The organism is Streptomyces sp. NPDC028991, assembly GCF_055564775.1.
Genome location: NZ_JBVHVP010000021.1, coordinates 12,116 through 33,544, shown reverse-complemented (window position 1 = coordinate 33,544; position 21,429 = coordinate 12,116). Strand labels below are relative to the sequence as shown.

Here is a 21,429-nt window from a genome sequence, read left to right as displayed (position 1 = left end):
CTGCGCAGGTCGGTGCCGCTGGTGGCGTGGAGGGCGACCAGGGCGAGAACCAGGCGGGTAGCGGGGTTGGTGTTGGTCTCCAAGAGGTCAGCGAGGCCCTGCGGGACGTGGCCCCGTCCACCGCCACGCCCGACCTCGATGACGCTGAGACGTTCGCCCTCGCCCGGCCCAACTTCTGGGCGGCCACCAGCCACCAGCGGCTCAACTTCGTCCAGCACGTCTACACCCTGCTGGAGATCGGCGGCCGGGCAGCCGTCGTCGTACCGGACGGCGTCCTCTTCATGAGGGGCGCCGGGTGAGGGAGTCCCGGACCTCGATGGCTGCCGGGTTGCCGTCGAGGCGCTCGGCGCCGTGGAAGAACAGGGTCATGGTGGCGAGGCGCGCCCGCGGTGAGTCAGACCGGAGGATGATGCGGGCTGGACCAAAGTCGAATGACCGTCTCGCCCGTGGTCGAAGGTCTTTCGAGCCGTCGGGCTGATGTGGAGGCGGCTCCGCACGGACAGACTCGTTCACGCGCCGAGACCACGGACACGAGACGGAGAAGCGTGATGGGGGAGAGTAGCTTCGCAGCCCCTGAGGCGGTGTGGATGATGCTCGCGCCCTTCGCCCCGGCGGTGGTCCGCGGTCTGCTCGACCAGGCCTCCGAGTTGCTGTGGGCATCTTCGACGGGGTCCCGGGCGTCTTGCCGGCCGCATGACTCTCCTCGGGTCCATCGCGCTCGTCGCGATGGTTCTCGGCGACTGGTCACACACGCACCGGACGCCGGGCGGGCCGGTGAGTTCGAAAAAGATGCGCTGCCGAGAAACGGCCCGACGCGATCCGGCAACGGCCAGGTCCTGTCCGGCCGGCCTCCAGGCCAGCAGGACCTGACGGCGGGCATTCCGAGCCCTCGTTCCGGCGTCCCCGGCGTCCCCCATACATCCCTTCAGGAAGACACCAGATGCGCAGAACCCTCGCCCTCGCCCTCGCTGCCACCGCGGTGGCAGCGGCGGTCCCGGGAGTGTCGTCGGCGGCGACGCCGGACACCATGCGGTGGGGCCCGTGCCCGGAGGACATCGCCTCGCCCCGTCTCACGTGCTCGACGCTCGAAGTCCCGCTGGACTACCGGAATCCCGACGGCCGGCGGATCGAGATCGCGATCTCCCGGCTGGCGAGCGAGAACCCCTCGCAGCGCCGCGGCGTGCTGCTGACCAATCCAGGCGGCCCCGGCGGGACGGCACTCGACTACCCGGCCGTTCTCGCCGGCTCAGGGCTGCCCCAGAAGGTGCTGGACTCCTACGACGTGATCGGCTTCGACCCGCGCGGCGTTGGCCGCAGCACGCCTGTGACCTGCGATCTGACGCCGCAACAGCAGGCGCGCCGCAACTTCCCGCCGTACGCGCACACCGCGGCCGATGTCGCCCGACAGGCGGGACATGCGCGGACCATCGCCGAGCAGTGCGCCACCTCGCGGACGGCGTGGATGCTGCCGTACACCACCACCGCGAACACCGCACGCGACATGGATCGGATCCGGGCGGCGCTGGGTGAGCCGAAGCTCTCGTACCTCGGCGCCTCCTACGGCACCTACCTCGGTGCGGTGTACACGACGATGTTCCCCAAGCGCAGCGACCGGATCGTGCTCGACAGCAACCTGGGCCCTGGTGGTTACGACGTCACGGCCATGCGGTTGTTCGCCCGTGGAATGCGGGACCGGTTCCCGGACTTCGCGGCGTTCGCGGCTGCGCGTCCCGAGTACGGTCTGGGCGCCACACCGGAGCAGGTGACCGCGAAGTTCTTCGATCTGGCCAAGCGGTTGGAGGCGAATCCGGTCCGGGGCATCGACGGGACGCTGTTCCGCGGGCTCACATTTGAGTACCTCTACAGCGATGCGCTCATGCCCCTGCTGGCCAGCACCTGGCAAGCGCTCGAGAACAACCGGCCTTTGCCACCCACACTGCCGTTGCCGGAGAACATAGAAAACAGCATGGCCTCCCGCTTGGCAGTGATATGCGGTGATACTCGCTGGCCGGGGACGGTTCGGAAGTATCAGCGGAATGTCGCGGTCGACCGGCTGAGGTACCCGATGCTGGGCGGGTCCACGGCCAGCATCGGACCGTGCGCGTTCTGGCCGGGTAAGCGGTCCGAGCCGCCGGTGCGCATCGGTGACCGGGGCCCGTCGAACGTGCTCATGGTGCAGAACGAGCGCGACCCGGGGACGCCGCTGGTCGGCGCCCAGAAGCTGCGGCGCGCGTTCGGATCGCGGGCCACGATGGTGACGGCCGACCAGGGCGGGCACGGTGTCTACCCGTTCGGTCCCAACACGTGCGCGAACGAATCGGTAACGGCATTCCTGACCACCGGGCAGCGCCCGGCGCGGGACCTCGCCTGCGCTGCGGAGCCGAGCGAGTAAAGGGGAGCCGGGACATGTTCAAGAGGTAGCGGCGGCATCGGGCCATGCGGCGGGTCCAGCCCCGGAACCGGGCGAGACGGACGTCATGCGGTTCGTGGGCTGGTGCGGGACCTGCGGAAGACGCGCCAGGACTTCAGTCTCGCCATCCCCGCGTTCGACGGGGGCGGGCCTGCGCCGGCGCTCGGCTGACGGTCGGCTGGGTTGGGGCAACTCTCCGCCGGGAGGGCGTTTGCGCCCGATGGTCACCCAGGGGCCGGCGCCCTGGTAGGCGCGGTCGGCGAGGACAGGGATGCCCTGGCGTTCACAGATCCGGGTGATCTGATGTGCGCGGGCCGCTGTGAGGTCGTGGCCACGGCCCGGCAGCGTGGGCGAGATTCACAAGACGTGGCCCGTCGGGTCGGTGACGACCTGGATACTCACGCCGTGCCGGCGGTGCTTCATGCCCCTGTGTTCGTCAAGCTGCGGTCATGGTCAGTGCACCTTGGTCGGAACACATGATCAGGCGAAGGCCGCATCAACGTCCGGCGAATGCCCAGGTCAGCGACCCAGTTCCAGGCACACTTCGACGCCAGAGGTTAATGAACAAGCTGACCGGCTGCAGGCACAGCGCAGCCTGCAGCCAGGCAAGAGCAAAATCTCAGAAGCCGTTGTCGTACCGGTCATGGTGAGCGTGGGTTCGAGTGCGGCGACTCGGGCGAGTGCCGGATCGGGCGCGGCGGGTTGGGGCATGCTGGGGGTGCGCTCACGCGCTTCACTTCGGTGGCAGGGGGCCGGTCGGTGTTACGCATTCACTTCACAACGGAAGACCTTGCCCGGACACGGGTGGCTGCGACGATCGGCGTCGCAGCGGAGGTCTACTACAGCCTGGAGCTGCTGAGGGAAGGCCGGGAACTTCCGCACTTCCGCACCTGGCGGTCAGTGGTCGCGGGCCAGATGGGAGTTGAGACGCGCCCTCTGACGTCCCTGGTTCCGGTGCGCGGCCCCGGGCTTGATCTGCTGGCCCTGATGGGCGATGTGCCGTGTATCGACCACGCCGTGGACAACCTGCTGCACGCCCCGGTGTCCCGGCTGCGACGCGAGCTCGAGGGCCTCGACTTCCACCCCAGGCACCTGCCATGGGCCAGACGAGTGTCCGAGGGCGACCGTGACGCGAGGCGGGAGCTCGCAGAGGCGGTGCGCGCCTGCCATCGGCTGACCGTGGAGCCCTACTGGCCTCGAGGGCGGTCCGAACTGGCCGCGCTGTCCACCCGTTGCACGAACCTGGTCTTGGAAGGCGGCGTCGATCTGCTGCTGCGTTCGGTCTGCGCACCACTGGTCCGCTGGCGTCCGCCGGTACTCGAAGCGCCCTACCCGCGCCGAGTTGAGGTGCACCTCCGCGGCAGGGGGTTGCTCATCACGCCCACCATCTTCACGAAGCTCCCGGTGAGCTTTCTGTGGGACCCGCTCGAAACCTCCCAGCCGCCCCGACTGACCGTGCCGGCTCTCCGCCGACCGCTGACCGGTACCGAACCGGCAGAAGCGGACGGTTCCGCCGTGCGGAACTTGGAGTCTTTGCTCGGCCGCACGCGAGCCGGCGCCCTGCGTGTGACAGCAGAAGGCTGCACGACGAGCGAGCTGGCCCGCCGCCTCAGCGTCACGGCCGCAGCGGCCAGTCAGCACGCGACAGTGCTGCGGAACACGGGCCTCATCACGACCAGCCGCCGAGGGGGGTCCGTGCTGCACCTGATCACACCCCTCGGACTGGCCCTGCTGCGGACCGATGCCCTGACGGAACCGTGAGCCCCAGGCGCACCAGCGCGGCGTCGGACCGGTGGCGCAGCGCCGTCCTGCGCGGGTGCCACCGAAGACTCGTGCCCAGGTGCGCGAGGCAACGCGCCTGCCGTCCCAGCCCCTTTAAGCCGTGACTTAAGAGCTAGACCGCAGGTGCCCACTCGCCCAGGATGTGAAGCCGCAACCGTCCCATCCCATCCTGGAGATCGCATGAAGACTCACAGCGGGAGCCGTCCATGAAGAAGTTCAGGGCGAGAAGAAGCGTCGCCTTATCCGCCGCCGTCTGCGGGATCGTGGCCAGCGCCACGCTCGTCGGGTCGGGCACCGCATCCGCGTCCGCGAACGCGGCCCCGCCCGGCTACGCGGGCCCGTTCACGGGCGACTGCAAGGGGCACTTGGTAAGAACCGTGCCCCTGCCGGATGGCTTGGCAAAAATCCAGGTCTGGAAGGACCCCGCGGGCAGCGGAACGTACTGTGCCAAGACCTACGACTACCGGACGGGCAGCCACAACATGGAAATCCGCCTGCGTCGCGCTGGGTGGACTACCTCGTGGTACGACAGGGGCGTCTACTCGACCTACGCCGGTGGTATTTACGTCTCTGGGGCCAATGACAACTGCGCCTATGTCAGCGGGTGGGTAGAGGTCAACGGCACCCGACATGCTCGGGGCGAAACCCTTGTCTGCGAGGACTAGGTCCGGATCCACGTTCACAGTCACGGGGTAAAGTCAGATAGCTCATCATCCGTGCCCTCGTTGAGAGGCCGTTGTCGTACCGGTCATGGTGAACGTGGGTTCGAGTGCGGCGACTCGAGCGGGTGATTTCCGGCTTGCCGGGCATGGAGGTAGGGCCTCCTGCGCACCTCGTGGGTGTTGAAGTCCACGAGCAACAGGAGGCCCTGGTGCTGCAGTCTTCCGTGTCGTTGCCTGCTGCCTCCAATGCGGTACCGGTCGGCGGTGAGCTGGGCCTGCCGACGGGCCTGAATCGCAAGCAAGCCGAGCCCAGCTAAATAGAGTTGGCTTGAATGCTTTCGCCCGCGTCGAGGTGCGGCCCTGGCACCGCGAGGACCGTCGGCACTGGGTTCTCGCCCGCCGCAGCGTCAGCAGACCCGAGGAGATCTCCTACTACATCGCCTACTGCCACGCTGGCACCACGCTGGACGAGCTGATCCGCATCGCGGGCAGCCGCCGGGCGGTGGAGTAATGCTTCCAGACCGCCAAGCAGGAGTGCGGCCTGGACGACTACCAGGTCCGCCGCTATCCCGGCCGGCACCGCCACATGACCCTGGCCATGGCCGCCCACGCCTGCCTGACCGTCCTGCGAGCCCGACAGCTGGACGCGGACAAAGCAGAAACGGATCCTCCCAGCTCATCCACCTCAGCCTCACCGAGATCAGACGCCTGATCACCCGACTCACCACACGCCGTCCCACCCCGGTCGACCACATCCTGCACTGGTCGACATGGCGCCGAAGACGACAGCATCAGGCTCGGCTAGGCGGTTTCGTTTGGATCTTCTGAGCATCGGTCTGAGTGTGCCGTTGTGCGCGCGGATCGAGCCGCTACTGTCCGACCGCACTCCGAAGCGGGGCCTGATCACGTGCTCTGGCCGAGGACGCACTGATCGGACTGAGACCGTGTGGATCGTGCTGTGACAGCGCTTCCTGCGGGCGGGGTTGAGGGAGCCGTCCCGGGTGAGGCCCCAGGAGGAAATGTCCTCTGAACCGCTACGCCGTGCGAGGCAGACTGCCTCCCTCGCACGGCGGAGCGGTTCGGCCCGCGAGGTTGATTTCTCGTTGCGCCTGCCTGACAAGGATGAAGCCATGACCCTGAAGATCCTTCACCGGCCCCCGTCCGTCAGTGACACCGAGCGGCCCGTTCCTCGTTGGGCGACGCGCCTGGCCTATGCGCTTCCACTACTTCTGCTGCCGTCGTGTCTGTGGCGGCTGCCCTTCGCTCTGCACTTCGACATGGGGCAGGTTCAAGAGGGCGGCATGCCTGCCTATTGGGTGGGCATCCCGTACATCCTCGGGCTCAGTGCGTTGTCGGAAGTGATCGCGTTCTTGACCATCGGGCTGGTCCGGGGCTGGGGGGAGGTGGCGCCCGACTGGATCCCGATCATCGGCGGAAGACGCGTTCGACCGGTGGCAGCATTTGCTCCCGCTGCCTTCGGCGGCCTGATGCTCACGCTTCTGTTCACCACTGTTCCGATCGGCGGGGGTCGCGAGCTTACCTTTTACGGCGTCATCGACACTGTCGAATACAGCAATGCCGCCTGGGAGGCGGTGGCGACGATGTGTGTTACTCCCCTCGCCGCCTGGGGACCCATCACCCTCGCTCTTGCGATCGCCTACTATCGCCGCCGCACCGTCGCCATCGCCAAGTGAGGGCGCTATCCACCAGAACACCGGCCACCTCGGCATCCCCGTCGAACCGCACCTCACCCTCGCCGAGGCACCTCTCCACAACACCGACACCGACACCGCGTTCAGGTTGCGCGGCACAGAGCGACGACAACGTCCTCGCCGGTGCTCTTCTCACTGAGCCGGTAGTAGCTGATGTGTGCGAGGCGCTCGGATTCCTCGAGCCATCCGCTTCCACGACCTGGCGTCGGGTGCGGGAGAAGACGGTCGGGCCCCCGACCTGACTCCGGCAGTTGCGATGCCGGGTCAGGTCGTTGACTCGGGCGGCTAACCGAGCCAGGTGATGGTGAGGACGGACAGGCGTCGCGAGGGTCTGTTCACCCAGTAGGTGAGGGAGAGCTGGCTGACGGAGGCGTGGCGGACGTCTTCGCCCTCGGGGTCGTCGGCGTTCCACTGCCGAAAGCCCCACGGGTCGCCGGCGGCGGCGTCCAGGACGTCCCACACCATGTCTTCGACGTGCTCGGGCAGAGTGTCGAGGACCTTCGCGGCCGGGGCGGAGAAGCGGACCGCGTACGGCTGTGCGGTCACCGGCGCCTGCCGCGGAGCTCCGCCATGTCGATGAACTCGCTGTCGTCGTATCCGGAGGCGACGAACGCGTCCACGGCCGGGGCGGAGGCGATGAGGCCCTGCCACTCCTGGATGACTCCGTACAGCCCGACGAGGGAGAACGTGCGCCGCGATTCCTCGAGGGCGGCAGCCCACTCCCGCTCAAAGGCCGGCACCCAGGTGTCCGCGCGCCGGTCGGCGCGCAGCTGGGCGAGGAGTTCGGCCGGCGCGCCGGGCGCGGGGGCGTACGGCGTGACGGGTGCGTGGTCGGGCTGCGCGCTCATCTGGTCCTCCCGGCGGGTCTTCCTCTCACCGTACGCGCGCCGGACCGCCGTGGGTGCGGTCATGGGCAGATCCCTCCTACAGGGGTGAGCGGCGGCACGAGGGCCAGGCCCCGGCAGTTGCGGTGGCGGGGACGGCCTGGCCCAAGGTGTGCCGGCCGGGGTCAGGCGGCCGGGTGAGGACCAGGGCGTAGTGGCGGCCGGTGGCCAGGTGGACCGTGAGGGTGTCGCCGTCGGCGGTGGCGGCCCGGTAGGCGGAGTGGGCCAGGAGCGCGGGGACGACGACGTCACGCAGCACGGCGGCGGGAGGTGCACGGCCTCTTCGTCCACGGCGGTCAGCGGGCTCTTGTCGCGGTCGATAGGTGGATGTGACTGAGTGCTTCGCCTGGCGAGTGAGCCAGGCGAAGCACTCAGCTTCGGGTATAGGCACGCGCGTGGCCACTTTGGCGCTGTTTCGGCGTGACGATGTGCGTCCTACCCTGAGACTCATGCAATGGATAACGCTGGCCAGTGCCGTGGTTGGCGCCCTGATCGCGACCGCTTCCGCCGTCCTGCTCGATGGCAGCCGTTGCCGCGTGTTCTGGGGGCGTCCGAGTTCGGCTCAGGTCACCCGGGCCATCCGCGTGAAGGCCGCTGTGGTCGCCGGGCCGGCGATCCCGTCGATCGCGCCGGTGTAGCTGTACCACCTCTTGAGGTAGCGCTGCAACGCCTTCACCGTCTGCGGGCCGACGATTCCGTCGATCGCGCCGCTGTAGTCCCCGGAGCTCTTGAGGAGGCGCTGCATCGCCTTCCAGCTGTCGGTGCCGAGCAGTCCGTCGAGCGCTCCGGTGTAGCCGTTGTTCCTCAGGAACTTGCCCTGGAGGCTCGCGGCGTCTTTCGTCGACAGGCCGAGGTTGTTCACCGCGAGAGGGGCGATCGCCTCCGCGCTCCCCGCCGGGATCCTCTCCGGGACCGCCGCGACGCTGGTGCCTGCTGCGGCCAGGCCTCCTGCGGCTATCCCGGCGGCAGTGACGATACTGACGAGCGCTTTCGTCATGGTGCGCATACGAACTCCTTCATTCCGTTCGGAGTCGCCCGCTGCGGGCGACTCGGGGTGGGCAGGCCGGAACTCCTAGCGGTTCCGCCGGTTCTGTCGGTTCTGTTGGTTCTGGCGGTCGCGCAGGTCCCTGGCGTGGGTCCGTCGCCGGGTGGCGAAGACGTCGGGGACCACGCCGGCACCGGCTACCACGCCGGCACCGGCTCCCGGGCGGGGCTCCCACGCCCTGATGCGCGCCGCGACCTCCGCCAGCTTCTTGTCCCCCGGTGCGACGTCGATCTGGAAGTGGGACTCCTTGGCGCGCTCCTGGTCGCCGCCCCACGCCACCACGCCATCCAGTTCCGCCAGGATGTCCCGGATCGTGGCGAGATCCTGGGGGAAGACATTGCCCTTCGCCCCCGCCGGGTAGAGGGTCGGGAAAACCGTGACGGCCGTCCCGGAGAGGTGGTTGCTCTCGTACGGCGGGCCGATCGCCCGGTCGGTGGTGTGCCCGGCGACGTCCCGGGGGCCGATCGCGCGGACTTCGTAGTGGTAGCGGCGTACCAGGTGGAGCAGGACGGTGGCGACGTCACCGCCGAGGCAGGAGACGCGGGTGCCGCCCGCTCCTTCGACCCGGTGCTCCGGCGCACGCTCGACGACCGGCCAGCCGTTGGCACTGTGTGTGCCGTTCCACCGCCCGGCCGATGGAGCGGCCACGGCCACCCCTGTGCCTCCGGTGGCGGACCACAGGGCTACCCCGCCGATGGCGACGAAGCCGGCAACGACCTGGCGGCGGTGGAGAGGTGTGTGCCGTACGGCGTCCCGGTGCTGGTTCACAGGCGGTCTGCTTCCTCGTCGTGGGTGGTGTGCACCGGCATCCGGCCATTCCGTGGAGTACGTCAGCGAACCCGCTGACGAATTCGCCGAGCTTGGCGTCGGGCAGCGAGTCGGGCAGCGGCGTGCCCATGCCCCCGGTGTTCTGGATGAGAAAGGTCCGTCCGGCCGCGATGACGGGGCTGTTCGTCGTGAGGATGTCCCGGGCCAGCGCCTGGGTGTTCGCCTTGCTCCCGAAGCGCTGGCTGCGGTAGTCACGGAACCGCCCATTGCTCCCACCGCTCTCGTAGTGGCGCAGGACCGCTGTGGCGATGTCGAGACCGGCGCTGACGCGTTTGGCTATCAGGTATCCGTCCGCGTCCTCCAGGAGGTCCGAGTAGCCGAAGGTCGAGGGGATCCCGGTCTTCGCCAACCGCTCCACGCAGTACTGGTAGCCAGAGGCGTAGCTGTCGCGGTCGCGCTGCCATTCGGCGTAGAAGGTGATGAGGTCGCCGCCCCAGCCCGCGACGTCTCCGTGGTTGACCTGCTGTGCGTCAGCGGGCTGCGGATGCTGGAAGTGGCCGTTGCAGGTGGCCATGAGGTGCTCGATGCCCATCTCCTGGCCCGTGGAGCTGTCGACGAAGTCGGTTTTCCAGCGGGCGCCGCGCGCCGTGGCGTAGGTGATGAAGTCCCGGTCCGGCGGGCCGATGAGCGCCGTCCACTGCGCGTTGTCGTACGACCTGTGCCGGAGGTATTCCATGACGAGCCGGTTCGGGTTCCCCTGGCCGTAGTCACGGGCGTACGCGTAGATGTCCCTGACGTACGTGATGAATTCCTCGGACGGGGAGACGATCTCGTTGACGCTTCCCTGGCCTTCGTCCGTCTTGGGGCGGTGGGCGTTGTTGTCGAGGTCGAAGGAGTCCGAGCCGTTGGGGAATCGGAACTCCTTGATCTGGTTGAAGGCCCAGTTGGCCGGCAGGGGGAACCCGAGATTTCCGGAGAAGCCCCACGACATACCGGAAACGAACGACCAGCGCGCGTACGTGGCCTCGGTGACCCGGGCGCATACGTTGCGGGATCCGTAGACACCGTGCACGTACCGCTTGCCCTTCGAGGCCAGCCCGCCGGCCACTCCCTGGAAGTAGGGGATGATGTTGGACGTGATCTCCGGGTCGGTGGCATCGTAGTCGACGGCGAAGTAGATGACCGTGCCCCGGTTGAATCCGTAGCCGACCGCACGCTCATGGGCTTCCTGCGCATGCCGGTATCCGGTGCTGTGGCTGACGTCCCCGAGCTGCCGTGCATTGTCCTGGTAGATCGGGAAGACGCGGAGCTTGTTGCCGAAGATGTTGTCGAGCTCGCCCGGCTGGATCTCCTTGTCGAGAGTGCTGCCGGGCGGGTCGTAAATGTAGCGTCCCACGTACACGTAGCCCTCCGCGGCCAAGGCGCGTGCCCGGGAGGCGGTGATCGTGAAGCGGGTGTCGCAGGCGTCGACATCGCGCTCCGGATCTCCTGTGGACACCAGCAGTTGGGCCCAGGTGGGGTAGTCGGCCCGACCGGTATCGTCCAGGATCGAGAACCGCTGGAAAGCCCTGACAAAGTCGACGAGACCGGAGTCGTAGGTGTCCTTGAACGAGGTGACGTAGTGCGAATCCCCGTAGGGGACCGGCTCGTTGAAGACGCATGCCGCGGAGAAGAGCCTCACGAGGGTGCCGGTGTCGCCCTGCGCCAGGGCGTTGGCCCTCAGCCCCGCCTGGGTGCCCGCGCCGAAGTTCCCGTTGGCCTGATCTTCGGGGATGCCTATCTCGTACTGGATGGCCTTCATGAGGGCCGTCTGCACATCACGGGAGTAGTGGCCGTCGCATGGTCCGATGAAGAAGGTGGACTTGTTGAGGTAGGTCCGGTTGAGCCACTGCTGGATCGCACGGATCTTCTCGGTGCCGCCGGCGAGGACGACGTACGCGTCCATCGTGAGCAGCGCCTTGAACACCTTCGGGGTGACCGTGCCCTCGTAGTCCGGCGCGCCCATGTCCAGGGTGATCTTGATGACGGCTTCCTTCGTGGCGGCATCGAAGACGCCGTCGCCGTTGCCGCCCCAGTAGCCCTTGCAGAACAGGGCGTACTGGACGAGGTTGTTCATGTTCGCGTTCGCGTGCCCCTGCTTGATCGTGCCGTAGGCGGTCAGCCGCGAAAGGGTGGAGGGGCCGAACGCCGCGGCGATGGGGCTGATGCCCAACTCGTGCTGGAGCCCCATGGTGAGGGAGTACATGGTGCCCCAGCCCGTCTGCCCGTCCTCGGCGCAGCGCCGGTAACCGGGAACGCCGCCGTAGGTGCGGTTGACCCATTTCTGGGCTTCCAGGACTTTGGCGTCTGCCACTGCTGTCTCCGTCTGTCCGTCATGCTCCGCTGGGTTCCCGCCGGGTGGCTGAACAGATGCTCGTGCCAAGTCGAGAACCCCCGGTAGAGCGGTGGGACCGGTTGGGACAAGATGGGAACCGGGACGCATCAACAGGCTCTGTACCAGGGGACACAGCGTGGAAGGACGAATCGTGGCGGGACAGGCTGGGAGACCCAGGGCCGGGGAGGCGCACCGGGAAGCCGACCTTCTGACCGAACAACTCCGGTTACTGCGGCGGCGCAACGGAATGACCCTCGCCACGCTCGCCAACCGGACGAGCTACAGCAAGTCGTCGTGGGGGCGCTACCTCAGCGGCAAGGCGCTACCGCCCCGGCAGGCGGTGCGGGAATTCACCCAGGCGGTCTCGGTGAAACCCGACCGCCTGCTTCTCCTGCTGGAGCTCGCCGAGCGAGGTCAGTCGCAGCCGGACGGAAAGGCACCGAAGGACGCCGCCGCCGAGGCACCACCGACGGCCGCCCAAGATCCCGGTACCGATACCGATACCGATACCGATCCCGAGCCCGATCTGGTCCCGGGCGCGGAGGCGTCCCCAGCCTCTGAGACGGAGTCGCCCGAGGCGCGGCCGCCGGAGCATCCCGCCCCTGCCCCCACTTCTGCCCCCGCCGCCTCGCCGCGTCGGCCCCGGCGCTGGGGCCTCATCGTCGGGGCCGCCACCGGTGTGGGGATGGCCACGGGGCTGCTCGCGGGCATGCTCGTCGGCGCACCGGAGAGCCAGGGGGAGCCGACGTCCAGAGTCAGTTCCGCGAAGTGCACCGGGTTCGAATGCCGGAACAAGGATGCCCAGGGCATGGAGTGCCACATCGGGGTGTGGACCGCCGCGGCGGAGAAGGTCGACGGGATCCACCTGGAGCTGCGCTATAGCCCCCGCTGCGGAGCCGCGTGGGCCAGGATCACCGAGGGCCGGGTCGGGGACAAGGCACGGGTCGAGGGGCAGCACAACCACTCGGCCGCACGCGCGATCACCTACGACCGGGACACTTACTCACCCATGGTCGAAGCCCCCTACCCCGCGGCCGCCCGGGCTTGCGTGGTAATCAAGGACGGGGGCAAGGAGGTCTGCACCGCGCACGGCGGCGCCTCGCCCCTGCCCGAAGCGGTCACCGACGAGCGGAAGCCGTAGCCACCGCCTGCCCGAGTCCGGTCAGGCGGTGGGGGCGAGCTTCGGCCGGCCGACCGGCCGGGCAGGGACAGGCCATGGGCATCACCGGCATCGTGGTTCTGCCCCTGAGACAGAACCTGCCCGGCTGGTGGCTGCGGGACCGGGTGCTGACCGTACGGTTCGACGGGATACGCCAACCGGCCTCCCTGCAGCGACGCCTTCGGGGGCTGACGGCCCTGGCGAAGGCGGTTGCCGGGCGAAACGACGGAAGTCGCCGCCTTGCGCGGGGCCTGCCGACCGCATCTCGCGTCAGGCGACGACTCCGGTCCGCCACCCCGTGCACGCCCGGTGTCCGCCGCCCGGTGCCTACAGCATGCGTCACGAGTGTGCGCTCTGCCCGAGCCGGCCGCATCCCTTTTCTGCCCCCCCCAGAGCCCTTGACGGCCACCGCGCCGCGGAGGAACGCTCGTGCATGCTGTGATGCAACTCTCGACAGCGGGAGCTGGCCTTAGCGACCAGGAGGGTGGTCGGGCCCGCGACGTATGCCTCGATGCGACGGAGGTCTCCGGGGGCCAGGCCGCTGATCGTCATGAGTGAACGGTCGACCGCGGCCACTTCGAGGCCGGGTACCTTCTTCGTCGCCCATTCGTGGTGGGGCGGCAGCTCTGTGTGGCGTCTGTTGTTGGGGCGCGGCGCAAGGTTGTACGGGACCAGGAGCTCTGCCTCTACTGGGACGGTGAGCGAGCTGACCTGCTGGGGGCGTTCCCACAGACCGGACTGGTTGTCCCGCCGGGCAAAGCCAGCCGCGTGCATGGCCTGCTCGAGGAGCGGATCGTCTCCCAGTTGCTGGGGGTCGATGCTGATGTCGCCGTCGGAGGTGTAGGCAGCGTTGCGCAGCGTTGCGGTCTGGGTGCGCAGGTAGACGGCTTGCGCCCCGACGATGGTCAGCGCATCACGATGATTCCGCAGAGCGCTGAGGGCATCGAGCAGGGCACTGCGTGCTGCTTGGTTGAGTTCCGCCACCACCTCGGGCCTGACGAGGGCGACCTCCAGGGCGTCACGTGCAGCCCAGCCAGCAGTAAACGTGCGCCCTGCCCACGGAGGGTCCCCGAGCAGCTCCACACCAAGGCCGGCACCCGCCGCCGCACCCAGCGAGGTGCCGCGTGACCAGCCGCCTGCTCATGTTCCTGATGCCCGTACTCGGTATGGGCATCTGGCACCAGAAGCCATGTCACGAAGCGTGTCGGAAGACGGTGGGTGGCGGGGCCCGTAACCCGGGACCCGAACTTGTCCCGGAGGCGGTATACGGCCGTTTCGGCCACCAACCGGGCCTCTCTCGCCTCGTCGAGGCTGATCTGCTAGGCGGCCTGGCCGGCGTCGATGAGGTCCTCGGCCTTGAGGGTGAGGGCGGTAAGCCGTCCGCGTTGCAGGACGGCGGCGTCGATCAGCCGGGAGGCCATGGTGCGCAGGTCGCCGTCGTGCGCGGACGCCTCCGGCGGACGCCGGGTCTTGTCCCCAGTTGGTGCCGCCGGCGAAGCGCAGGGACAACGGGAGGGCGCGGGCGGCCTGGCCGCGGCGGCGCAGCAGTAGCCGGAGCTGAGTGAGGAGGTCGAGGAGGGTGGCGCGGGTGTGGGTGCCGCCGAGGGGGGGTGGTGGGTAAAGGTGTAGCGGACGGTGGCAGCGGCGGGCAGGGTACGGAGGACAACGTGAGGGGGGATGCCGCGGGCGTTGTCGGATGCGGTGCGCACCGAGAAGGCGCTGGACGGTGGCGGGGTCGATGGCGGTGAGGAGGCCGACGGTGTGGATGGGGGGCGCGGTCGGGCGTTTAGCGAGTGCGCCGCCCGTGTGGGTGGAATGGTCGTACCGGGACGGGCCCCTCTGTTTCGATCACAGGCCTGACTACACCGTGTCGTCCTCTGTGAGCAGCGTCAATTCTAGTCCTGCGCCAGTAGTTGATCGTTAGTAGTTGCCTGACTTCTGCTGCTGGTGCGTCAGTTCCTCGTCGGGGCCCGAAGCTGGAACCGTTGCTGCTGTCTGAGGCTGAGGACGAGCGTGCGACGTTGGAGCGGTGGACGCGTCGGGCGACGTCGGCCCAGGCTTTGGCTCTGCGGGCCCGAATTGTGCTGGCGTGTGCGGGGCCGGAGGTGCCGCCGATCGTGGCGGTCGCCCGGGATCTGGCGCCTGGCTGGCCAGGCATCCCAGGTTCGAGCTGCACTTCGCCCCGACCGGCTCCTCCTGGATCACCCAGGTCGAGCGGTGGTTCGGCTACCTCGCCCACCAGATGATCAGTCGCGGCGCACACAAGAACATCCAGGCGCTCGAAGCCGACATCCGGGCCTGGGTCAAGGGCTGGAACGAAGACCCCAAGCCGTTCATCTGGACCAAGACAGCCGAAGAGATCCTCGACTCCCTCGCCCGCCTCTGCCGACGAATTTCCGGCGCAGGACACCAGAGCAGCCGTCAGGTCCCACAGCCCGGCGCGAAGGAGGGCTGTCGCACGGCTGAGAACCTGCGTATGTGGGGGCGCGAGGCCGGCGCCCCCACGCGCCGTGCGGGTCTGATCGTCGGCGCTATTCGGCCCAGTTGTTGCCGCAGGCGGTGTAGACAACCCAGCGGTGCGAGCTGATGGCGTTGTTCACCGTGACACCATTGGAAAACTCGTCGTCGGCAAGGTTGGAGGCGAACCCCTCGTTGCGGGACAGGCAGATGTAGCCTCCGGTCCACCCCGTGCCGGTCCCGTTGAAGAACTGAACTTCGAGCGTCGTACCCCTGTTGAGGATCGATGAGGCCTTGTTGGTGGCTGAAGCCTGATAATCCCCGATGCCGTCGCCCCAGTTGGAGTCCCAGCCGTCGTCCTTTCCGAGGAATTTGGTGCAGTTGGTGCCGTCATAGGCGTACATGTAGGTGGGCGTCGCACCACCATCCCACGCGTCGTCGCAGGCCGTGGCCGCATGCGCGGTAGAGACCGGGAGAGCAGTTCCGAGGGCGGCCATGGCCATGACGGTCAGGACGGCGGGGAGCTTGCGCATGAGGGACTCCTTGTAGATTGATTCTTTCCGCGACCATTTGGTCGGGTTTTTGGGAGGGTTGCGAGTGTGCTTCAGAGGTTCCGTGCCCGGGCAAGGGCGGACAGCCTCATCTGCCGGTACGCGGTGAATTCCTCGGTGTAGTCGCGTGCCACCTTGTCTCGGTATTCCGCCTCCAGGGCACGCGCGGTCTTTCCGAGGGATGCCTGTTGGGCGCACTCGGCCTCCGTCACGGCCAGGGCGGATTCGGATCGCAGGGCCTGCGACTCGGTCATCCCGCGAATCAGGCTTTCCCTTTCGCGACGGATGGCGTCGGGGCTCTGAAAAGGCCGGCCCGCTGCCTTCATGCAACGAGACCACGCCGCCACGGTGCTGATCAGACGTTCGTCCTGGAGGATGCGCGGAACGTACAGAGGCGTCAGCGAGGTCACGGTCTTCTTGGCGCGGAACCAGGTTGCATGATCCCCGTAGAGCTGCTCCTTGACCTGGGCGTAGCAGCCGCCGCGCGGGGTGCGGACCGAACCGCCGGACGGCAGATCGATGGTGATGGTGTCGGTGAAGGTCCCGTCGAGTGCCCTGGAGTATCTGACGCGTTCCTTCTTGGGAAGCGCCCTGACGTAGGTGATGTTGGGATGGTCGCGGTTGGCCTTCTGGGCTGCGGTTTCGAAAGTCCGACCGTAGCCGTACTGGCGGGCCCAGGCGACGTCGTCCACGACGTAGGCGCCGACTTTGCGTGCCGGCACGCTCAGCACTGGCAGGGGCCAGTAGCGGAAGCCCTCGCGCCGCATGCACTGGGTGACGAGGTCCTGCTCCGCGCGGTCTATCTCCACTTCTTCCGCGAGGGTGAGGTCCCTTACCCGGGGGCCATGCGTGGAGGCGGCTCGTTCCTGGTGTTGTCGACTGGTATCGGCCGTGCTTCGCGTGTCGCTGCTGCAACCGGCCGTCACGCAGGCCAGAAGGGCGGCCGAAAGCAAGATCCCTCTCTTCCTCCGCACTCCGTGCCCTCGTTCCTCTCGGATTCCTCAGCGGCGCTCCTTGCGGACTTGCCGCGCTTCGACAGCAGAAGACTAGAGGACGGCGAGAAGCCCAACTTTGCTGTGTGTGCACAGACGTTGGTCGGTTGTGCAGTCAGCGAGCGTTTTCAGCGTGGTCCCTGATCGGGTGATGCCGTGAGGTCGAGTGAGGGCAGCAACGCAGGAAGCTCCCTGGGGGGCGGACGGCCGGCGAGCCCTACCCAGCCCTCTCCGCAAGGTGAGCCCATGACACTGTCCCCGTCCCCCTGGTCGTCGCCCGGTGAAGTTACGTCCCTCATCGGGCCGCTTCCGCACGTCGACTGGATCGACCAGCTCGACACGGACCCCATCCGTGCGTTGGAGATGCTTGTTCTGGGGTGGTACCCCGCCGAGGAGGCCGACCCGGATGCCAAGGCGCCCGCGGACGGTGATCTCGCAGGCCTGCCGTCTTCGCTCGCCGCCTTCCACCGCCTCGCTCGCCTGCGTCCCGCCCTGCGCCGCTTCAGCAACCCAGTGCTCCTGCAGCCCCAACGAGCAGAGAGACCGCATGGCAGTCAGTTGGTCTTCGCGACAGACAACCAGGGGTGCAGGGACTGGTCCATCGCTTGGCCGCCTCAGGACGGGCCGACGGACTCCGATCCGCCTGTCTGGTTCACGGAGGACCCCCACTGCGACGACGATCCGGAGACCATCCTCGAGGCGGAACCCCTCAGCCGGTTCCTCCTCCAGTTCACCCTCAACGAAGCCTGCGGCACGGCACCCTTCAACGCCTGGGCCCTGGTCATACCCATCGAGCGCCTCGAACCGCTGTGGGACTTCCTACGCCCCGTCCCCCTCAGCCCCTTCCTCCCCACCTACACAAGCGACCTGTTCTACGCCGCCCCCGGACTACTGGCGAGCGTCAGCGCCGATGAGACCGAGGCAACCATCGCGTTCGGCGCACGACACCGCGAAACCCTCGCCCGAACCCGGCCGCGATGCGGGCCAGGGCGTCGTGGCGGCGCAAGTACACCAGAGCGACGAGCGCACGCTGGTGCGGCGGGAGCTTGCACCGCCGGTCACCCTCGCGGGTAACGATGAGCATCGTGACCCACTCGACCAGGGGGTGAGGGAGGTCGAGTGCGGCAGGATAGGGGACCAACATGGCTCCTGCGCCGGTGGGTTGAGACGTCGAACACCTCCTTCAACGGCACGGGAGACTTGTGCGTTGCGGCACTCGCCTCTACCTCACGGGCGTCACCCGATGAGTGGTCACGCTGAAAACGCTCAGTTATTCATTTACAAGCTCCCCGAGGTTCCGGTGTACTGCCGGCCCACCCCGGCCGAGGTAGTGCCCTTCTTGACGAAGCCGGTGTCGTCGATGATCAGCACTCCGCCCGGGCCCAGCCGTTCGGCGACGTAAGCGCGCACGTCGTCGCGGACTGCGTCGGCGTCCCAGCGTGCACCGTTCAGCAGGTGCTGTAGGCCCGCCGGGTCCCGATGACCGGCCCACTCGGCCAGCTGCCAGCCCGTTCTTCCGCCCGATCGGCGCCAGCAGGCCCCCGCGCGTAGTCCCGCATCCGCCACCGCGGATCCGCCCGACCGAACCGGCCCGCGATCCGAGCGAACACCGACTCCAACTCGGCATGCCAACAACCGACTTCAGGCATCACGTCCATACCCGGCCAACGCCTCGCTAGTTATCTGAACAGAATTCCTGACTCAGAAGGCTAGGGCGTGTTGTGAAAGTGGATCTTAAGCATGGATGATAACGGGCGGTGGGGCGTGGTGAACTGACGGCGACGGACCGGGACGGGTGCCTCCTGGCGCGATGTGCCGGAACGCTACGGGCCATGGGGCCGGGTCTACGACCTGTTCCGCCGCTGGCAGCGAGACGGCACCTGGGCCAGGATCGTCACCCAGCTCCAAGCCCAGGCGGATGCGAAGGGCCTGATCACCTGGGACGTGAACGTCGACTCCACCGTGTGCCGTGTGCCGGGCCCACCAGCACACCACCGGGGCGGCGAAAAGGGGATCTGCAAAAGGAGCCGCCCGGCGGCATTGCCGTCGAGCCGGCCGATCACGGCCTCGGACGCTCCCGAGGCGGGCTGACCCCAACGATCCACCTTGCCGTCGAGCAGTGGCAGAAGCCCCTTTCGGTGCTGATCACGGCCGGCCAGCGAGGCGACTCCCCGCAGTTCGAACCTGTCCTGGACGCGATCCGGGTGCCGCGGATCGGTTCTGGTCGGCCCCGCAGGAGACCGGACCGGGTGCGCGCCGACAAGGCGTACGGCTCCCGCCGCAACCGGGCGTATCTGCGAAGACGCGGTATCAAGGCGACCACCCCGGTCCCGGCGGACCGGGTCCGCAACCGCCGGAAACTTGGCTCCCGAGGCGGTCGGCCGCCAAAGTTCGACAAGACCGACTACCGCGAGCGCCACGCGGTCGAGTGCGGGATCAACCGCCTCAAGCGTCACCGGGCCGAGGCCACGAGATACGACAAGATTGCCGTCCGCTACGAGGCGACCGTGCTAATGGCAGTCCTCAACGAGTGGCCGTGACCAGCAGGTTCGCGGTCCACCTCAGTCTGTCGGTGTCGGCATGGCGCAGGCTTCGGAGATAGCCCGCGTGTCCCAGTAGAACGGACGGACCTCGGTGATCCGGCCATCCTTGACCGTGATCGCTTGCAGGACCGGGAAGCTGAGTTCACGGCCGGTCGCACGAGCGCGAGCACGGACCTGTGTGAGTACGACCGCAGTCTCACCGTTGGCAAGAAACTCCTGCTCCACCATCTCGAACGACTCCCACACCTGCCCCATCCTGAGGAAGAACTGCGTCATGCCGTTGTGCCCACGCCACGTGCCTCCGTAGGGCAGAGCGTCTGCTTGATGCAGCTCGACATCCGGCGCAAAGAAGGGGGCGAGCAGATCGAACGAAGCTGTACCAGGGCCTCCGGCTGCCAAATACTCCGCCTCAGCCGCATACATGCCGGTGAGGACTGTTACTGAGTCCGTAGTGGATGACATCGTCATGCCGCCAGCATGACGACTACAGGCAAATCCTTCTGGCGGCAATCAGACATCGTTGTGCGGCGCGGTCCACACTTCCGCAACACGCCCTAGTTTGATCTTTAACTCGGTGCCTCGAGTGCTGCGTCGAACTTGATCGCTCGGTCAGGGGAGTGGCTTACAGCAAGGCGGCCCTCGTCTGAACATGTGATCCGACCAAGGAACGCACATCTTCAGTACGAAGGCCGTGAGGATGAGTCTGCTGCGTAGTGATGCTCGGCGGGAGTCGTTGGCCCGGCTGTCATCCTTCCGGGAGGAGTTCCATGCCAGCCTCACCGCCCGTTCGGATGTGCTGTTCGAGTTGGCCGATGCTGTGTTGTGTGGGGACGGGCTGGTGGGGTCACTGGTTCGGGCTGTCGTTGGTGGGCGAGCATCGCCGCGGTCACGGTGGTCTCTATGCCGCTGTTGCCCGGGGGCGTATCAATACCGACCGCCTGCGGGAGACACTGGCCTCGGCACCGCTGCCGCGAGCCGTCGACGGCCGATTGGTCCGGGCCGTGGATGTCACCTGCTGGCTGTGGCCCGCTGCCCACACCTCACCGGAGCGGATTCTCTGCCACACCTACGGACGAGGCAAGGACCAGCACATTCCTGTCCCCGGCTGGCCCTACTCCATCGTCTGTGCGTTCGAGCCGGGCCGCGGCTCTTGGACCGCGCCCCTGGACGCGCGTCGTCTGGCACCAGGCGACGACACCGCCACCGTCACCGCAAGACAACTGCGTGACCTGGTCGAACGACTCATCGCCGTGAACCAGTGGCAGCCGGGCGACCCGGGCATCCTCATCATCGCGGATGCCGGCTATGACGCACCCCGTCTGGCCTTCCTGCTCAGTGACCTACCCGTCCAGGTCCTGGCCGGGATGCGATCCGACCGCGTCATGCGCAGGTCCGTCCCGCCCCGGCAGCCACACACCCTGGACCGGCCACTCCGGCACGGCGGCGAGTTCGTCTTCGGCAAGCCCGGCACCTGGGGCACATCAGACGTCGAAACCCTCAAAGACACCCGCCTCTACGGCACCCGCCTCTACGGCACCCGCCTCTACGGCACCGCTCTCGTCCGTTCCTGGGACCGGCTCCATCCGAAACTGACCCACCGCTCGTCCTGGGCGGCAGCGGACGGGACCTTGCCGATCGTGGAGGGCACAGTGATCCGCCTGGACATCGACCACTTGCCGGTGGAGCCACTCCCGAACCGGTCTGGCTGTGGTGGTCGGGCACCGACGCCGACAGCGCGGACATCGACCGCCTCTGGCAGGCCTACCTCCGCCGCTTCGACATCGAGCACACCTTCCGCCTGTCCAAACAGACCCTCGGTTGGACCTGCCCCAAAATCCGTACTCCCGAGGCAGCCGACCGCTGGACCTGGCTCCTGGCTGTCTACACCCAGTTACGGCTGGCCCGCACTCTGGCCGCCGACGGTCGACACTCATGGGCGAAACCGAGCTCTCCGGACAGACTCACTCCTGCCCGCGTCCATCGCGACTCTCGGCACATCCGCCCACAGACCGCCTGCCCAGCCCCGGCACCGAAACCCTCCCGCCCAGGCACCGGGCGGCCACCAGGAGTCGCGCAGGCGGCCTGGACGT

Annotated in this window: 18 protein-coding genes and 6 pseudogenes; 11 read left to right on the top strand and 13 right to left on the bottom strand. The window is 67.8% G+C overall.

The features are described 5' to 3' along the window. The first annotated feature begins 26 nt into the window (after positions 1–26). Complete coding sequence (locus tag ACZ4V1_RS29465) at positions 27–299, top strand: N-6 DNA methylase (RefSeq protein ID WP_468341914.1); 273 nt, start codon at positions 27–29, stop codon at positions 297–299. Positions 300–940: 641 nt separating this feature from the next. Continuing rightward, on the top strand, positions 941–2,392 hold the full coding sequence (locus ACZ4V1_RS29460; protein ID WP_468341911.1) for an alpha/beta hydrolase: 1,452 nt from the start codon (positions 941–943) through the stop codon (positions 2,390–2,392). A gap of 18 nt (positions 2,393–2,410) precedes the next feature. Here ACZ4V1_RS29460 and ACZ4V1_RS29455 read toward each other — a convergent pair. After that, positions 2,411–2,830 (bottom strand): annotated as a pseudogene (locus tag ACZ4V1_RS29455) (transposase family protein); the annotation flags it as partial. Between the two features lie 384 nt (positions 2,831–3,214). Between ACZ4V1_RS29455 and ACZ4V1_RS29450 the strand changes: the two are divergent. From ACZ4V1_RS29450 to ACZ4V1_RS29435, 4 genes and pseudogenes are all read left to right on the top strand, one after another. After that, positions 3,215–4,171, top strand: coding sequence for an ArsR/SmtB family transcription factor (locus tag ACZ4V1_RS29450; RefSeq protein ID WP_468341908.1), 957 nt, complete (start codon positions 3,215–3,217; stop codon positions 4,169–4,171). Positions 4,172–4,398: 227 nt separating this feature from the next. Then, positions 4,399–4,857 carry a hypothetical protein gene (locus tag ACZ4V1_RS29445; protein ID WP_468341905.1) on the top strand — a complete coding sequence of 153 codons (459 nt, stop codon included), beginning with the start codon at positions 4,399–4,401 and terminating at the stop codon, positions 4,855–4,857. Between the two features lie 334 nt (positions 4,858–5,191). After that, a pseudogene (locus ACZ4V1_RS29440) lies at positions 5,192–5,566 on the top strand (IS701 family transposase); the annotation flags it as partial. Positions 5,567–5,984: 418 nt separating this feature from the next. Beyond that, a complete protein-coding gene (locus ACZ4V1_RS29435; RefSeq protein ID WP_468341902.1) occupies positions 5,985–6,548 on the top strand; it encodes a hypothetical protein in 564 nt (187 codons plus the stop codon). A 101-nt stretch (positions 6,549–6,649) separates the two neighbouring features. Here the strand turns inward: ACZ4V1_RS29435 and ACZ4V1_RS29430 are convergent. From ACZ4V1_RS29430 to ACZ4V1_RS29405, 6 genes and pseudogenes are all read right to left on the bottom strand, one after another. Beyond that, a pseudogene (locus tag ACZ4V1_RS29430) lies at positions 6,650–6,795 on the bottom strand (replication initiation protein, RepL2); the annotation flags it as partial. Between the two features lie 56 nt (positions 6,796–6,851). Beyond that, a complete protein-coding gene (locus ACZ4V1_RS29425; RefSeq protein ID WP_468341899.1) occupies positions 6,852–7,112 on the bottom strand; it encodes a hypothetical protein in 261 nt (86 codons plus the stop codon). Next, the gene (locus ACZ4V1_RS29420) at positions 7,109–7,414 is read right to left on the bottom strand and encodes a DUF6247 family protein (RefSeq protein WP_468342021.1); all 306 of its coding nucleotides are present in this window, start codon (positions 7,412–7,414) and stop codon (positions 7,109–7,111) included. The genes ACZ4V1_RS29425 and ACZ4V1_RS29420 overlap by 4 nt, the downstream gene beginning before the upstream one ends. A 76-nt stretch (positions 7,415–7,490) precedes the next feature. Then, positions 7,491–7,709: a hypothetical protein gene (locus ACZ4V1_RS29415; RefSeq protein WP_468341896.1), complete on the bottom strand. Its 219-nt coding sequence runs from the start codon at positions 7,707–7,709 to the stop codon at positions 7,491–7,493. A 303-nt stretch (positions 7,710–8,012) separates the two neighbouring features. Continuing rightward, positions 8,013–8,456: a peptidoglycan-binding domain-containing protein gene (locus ACZ4V1_RS29410; protein WP_468341893.1), complete on the bottom strand. Its 444-nt coding sequence runs from the start codon at positions 8,454–8,456 to the stop codon at positions 8,013–8,015. A gap of 559 nt (positions 8,457–9,015) precedes the next feature. Beyond that, positions 9,016–11,616, bottom strand: a complete 2,601-nt coding sequence (locus ACZ4V1_RS29405) for a glycoside hydrolase domain-containing protein (protein ID WP_468341890.1) — start codon at positions 11,614–11,616, stop codon at positions 9,016–9,018. Positions 11,617–11,773: 157 nt separating this feature from the next. On the opposite strand from ACZ4V1_RS29405, the gene ACZ4V1_RS29400 reads away from it, so the two are divergent. Further along, entirely contained in the window at positions 11,774–12,778 is a 1,005-nt protein-coding gene (locus ACZ4V1_RS29400; protein ID WP_468341887.1) for a helix-turn-helix domain-containing protein, read from the top strand. Between the two features lie 357 nt (positions 12,779–13,135). Here the strand turns inward: ACZ4V1_RS29400 and ACZ4V1_RS29395 are convergent, their stop codons facing one another. Further along, on the bottom strand, positions 13,136–13,780 hold the full coding sequence (locus ACZ4V1_RS29395; protein ID WP_468341884.1) for a hypothetical protein: 645 nt from the start codon (positions 13,778–13,780) through the stop codon (positions 13,136–13,138). 1,105 nt (positions 13,781–14,885) lie between these two features. On the opposite strand from ACZ4V1_RS29395, the gene ACZ4V1_RS29390 reads away from it, so the two are divergent. Next, entirely contained in the window at positions 14,886–15,383 is a 498-nt protein-coding gene (locus ACZ4V1_RS29390) for a hypothetical protein (RefSeq protein ID WP_468341881.1), read from the top strand. Here ACZ4V1_RS29390 and ACZ4V1_RS29385 read toward each other — a convergent pair. The 4 genes and pseudogenes from ACZ4V1_RS29385 to ACZ4V1_RS29370 all read right to left on the bottom strand — a co-directional run. After that, positions 15,328–15,786 carry a hypothetical protein gene (locus ACZ4V1_RS29385; protein ID WP_468341878.1) on the bottom strand — a complete coding sequence of 153 codons (459 nt, stop codon included), beginning with the start codon at positions 15,784–15,786 and terminating at the stop codon, positions 15,328–15,330. The genes ACZ4V1_RS29390 and ACZ4V1_RS29385 overlap by 56 nt on opposite strands. 71 nt (positions 15,787–15,857) lie before the next feature. Beyond that, on the bottom strand, positions 15,858–16,757 hold the full coding sequence (locus ACZ4V1_RS29380; protein WP_468341875.1) for a hypothetical protein: 900 nt from the start codon (positions 16,755–16,757) through the stop codon (positions 15,858–15,860). Between the two features lie 1,000 nt (positions 16,758–17,757). Next, positions 17,758–17,937 (bottom strand): annotated as a pseudogene (locus ACZ4V1_RS29375) (transposase family protein); the annotation flags it as partial. A 140-nt stretch (positions 17,938–18,077) separates the two neighbouring features. After that, positions 18,078–18,445 (bottom strand): annotated as a pseudogene (locus tag ACZ4V1_RS29370) (transposase); the annotation flags it as partial. Between the two features lie 163 nt (positions 18,446–18,608). On the opposite strand from ACZ4V1_RS29370, the gene ACZ4V1_RS29365 reads away from it, so the two are divergent. Beyond that, positions 18,609–18,887 carry a hypothetical protein gene (locus tag ACZ4V1_RS29365; protein WP_468341872.1) on the top strand — a complete coding sequence of 93 codons (279 nt, stop codon included), beginning with the start codon at positions 18,609–18,611 and terminating at the stop codon, positions 18,885–18,887. Then, entirely contained in the window at positions 18,812–19,336 is a 525-nt protein-coding gene (locus tag ACZ4V1_RS29360; RefSeq protein ID WP_468342018.1) for an IS5 family transposase, read from the top strand. The genes ACZ4V1_RS29365 and ACZ4V1_RS29360 overlap by 76 nt, the downstream gene beginning before the upstream one ends. Before the next feature lie 21 nt (positions 19,337–19,357). Here the strand turns inward: ACZ4V1_RS29360 and ACZ4V1_RS29355 are convergent, their stop codons facing one another. Then, positions 19,358–19,807 carry a nuclear transport factor 2 family protein gene (locus ACZ4V1_RS29355; RefSeq protein WP_468341868.1) on the bottom strand — a complete coding sequence of 150 codons (450 nt, stop codon included), beginning with the start codon at positions 19,805–19,807 and terminating at the stop codon, positions 19,358–19,360. A 229-nt stretch (positions 19,808–20,036) separates the two neighbouring features. On the opposite strand from ACZ4V1_RS29355, the pseudogene ACZ4V1_RS29350 reads away from it, so the two are divergent. After that, positions 20,037–21,407 (top strand): annotated as a pseudogene (locus ACZ4V1_RS29350) (NF041680 family putative transposase); the annotation flags it as partial. Positions 21,408–21,429: the final 22 nt, after the last annotated feature.

Bases quoted from the DNA above. Each gene is read 5' to 3' on its own strand.
- ACZ4V1_RS29460 (WP_468341911.1), top strand. From the start codon at position 941: ATGCGCAGAACCCTCGCCCTCGCCCTCGCTGCCACCGCGGTGGCAGCG.
- ACZ4V1_RS29445 (WP_468341905.1), top strand. From the start codon at position 4,399: ATGAAGAAGTTCAGGGCGAGAAGAAGCGTCGCCTTATCCGCCGCCGTC.
- ACZ4V1_RS29435 (WP_468341902.1), top strand. From the start codon at position 5,985: ATGACCCTGAAGATCCTTCACCGGCCCCCGTCCGTCAGTGACACCGAG.
- ACZ4V1_RS29420 (WP_468342021.1), bottom strand. From the start codon at position 7,414: ATGAGCGCGCAGCCCGACCACGCACCCGTCACGCCGTACGCCCCCGCG.
- ACZ4V1_RS29410 (WP_468341893.1), bottom strand. From the start codon at position 8,456: ATGCGCACCATGACGAAAGCGCTCGTCAGTATCGTCACTGCCGCCGGG.
- ACZ4V1_RS29385 (WP_468341878.1), bottom strand. From the start codon at position 15,786: ATGCGCAAGCTCCCCGCCGTCCTGACCGTCATGGCCATGGCCGCCCTC.
- ACZ4V1_RS29355 (WP_468341868.1), bottom strand. From the start codon at position 19,807: ATGACGATGTCATCCACTACGGACTCAGTAACAGTCCTCACCGGCATG.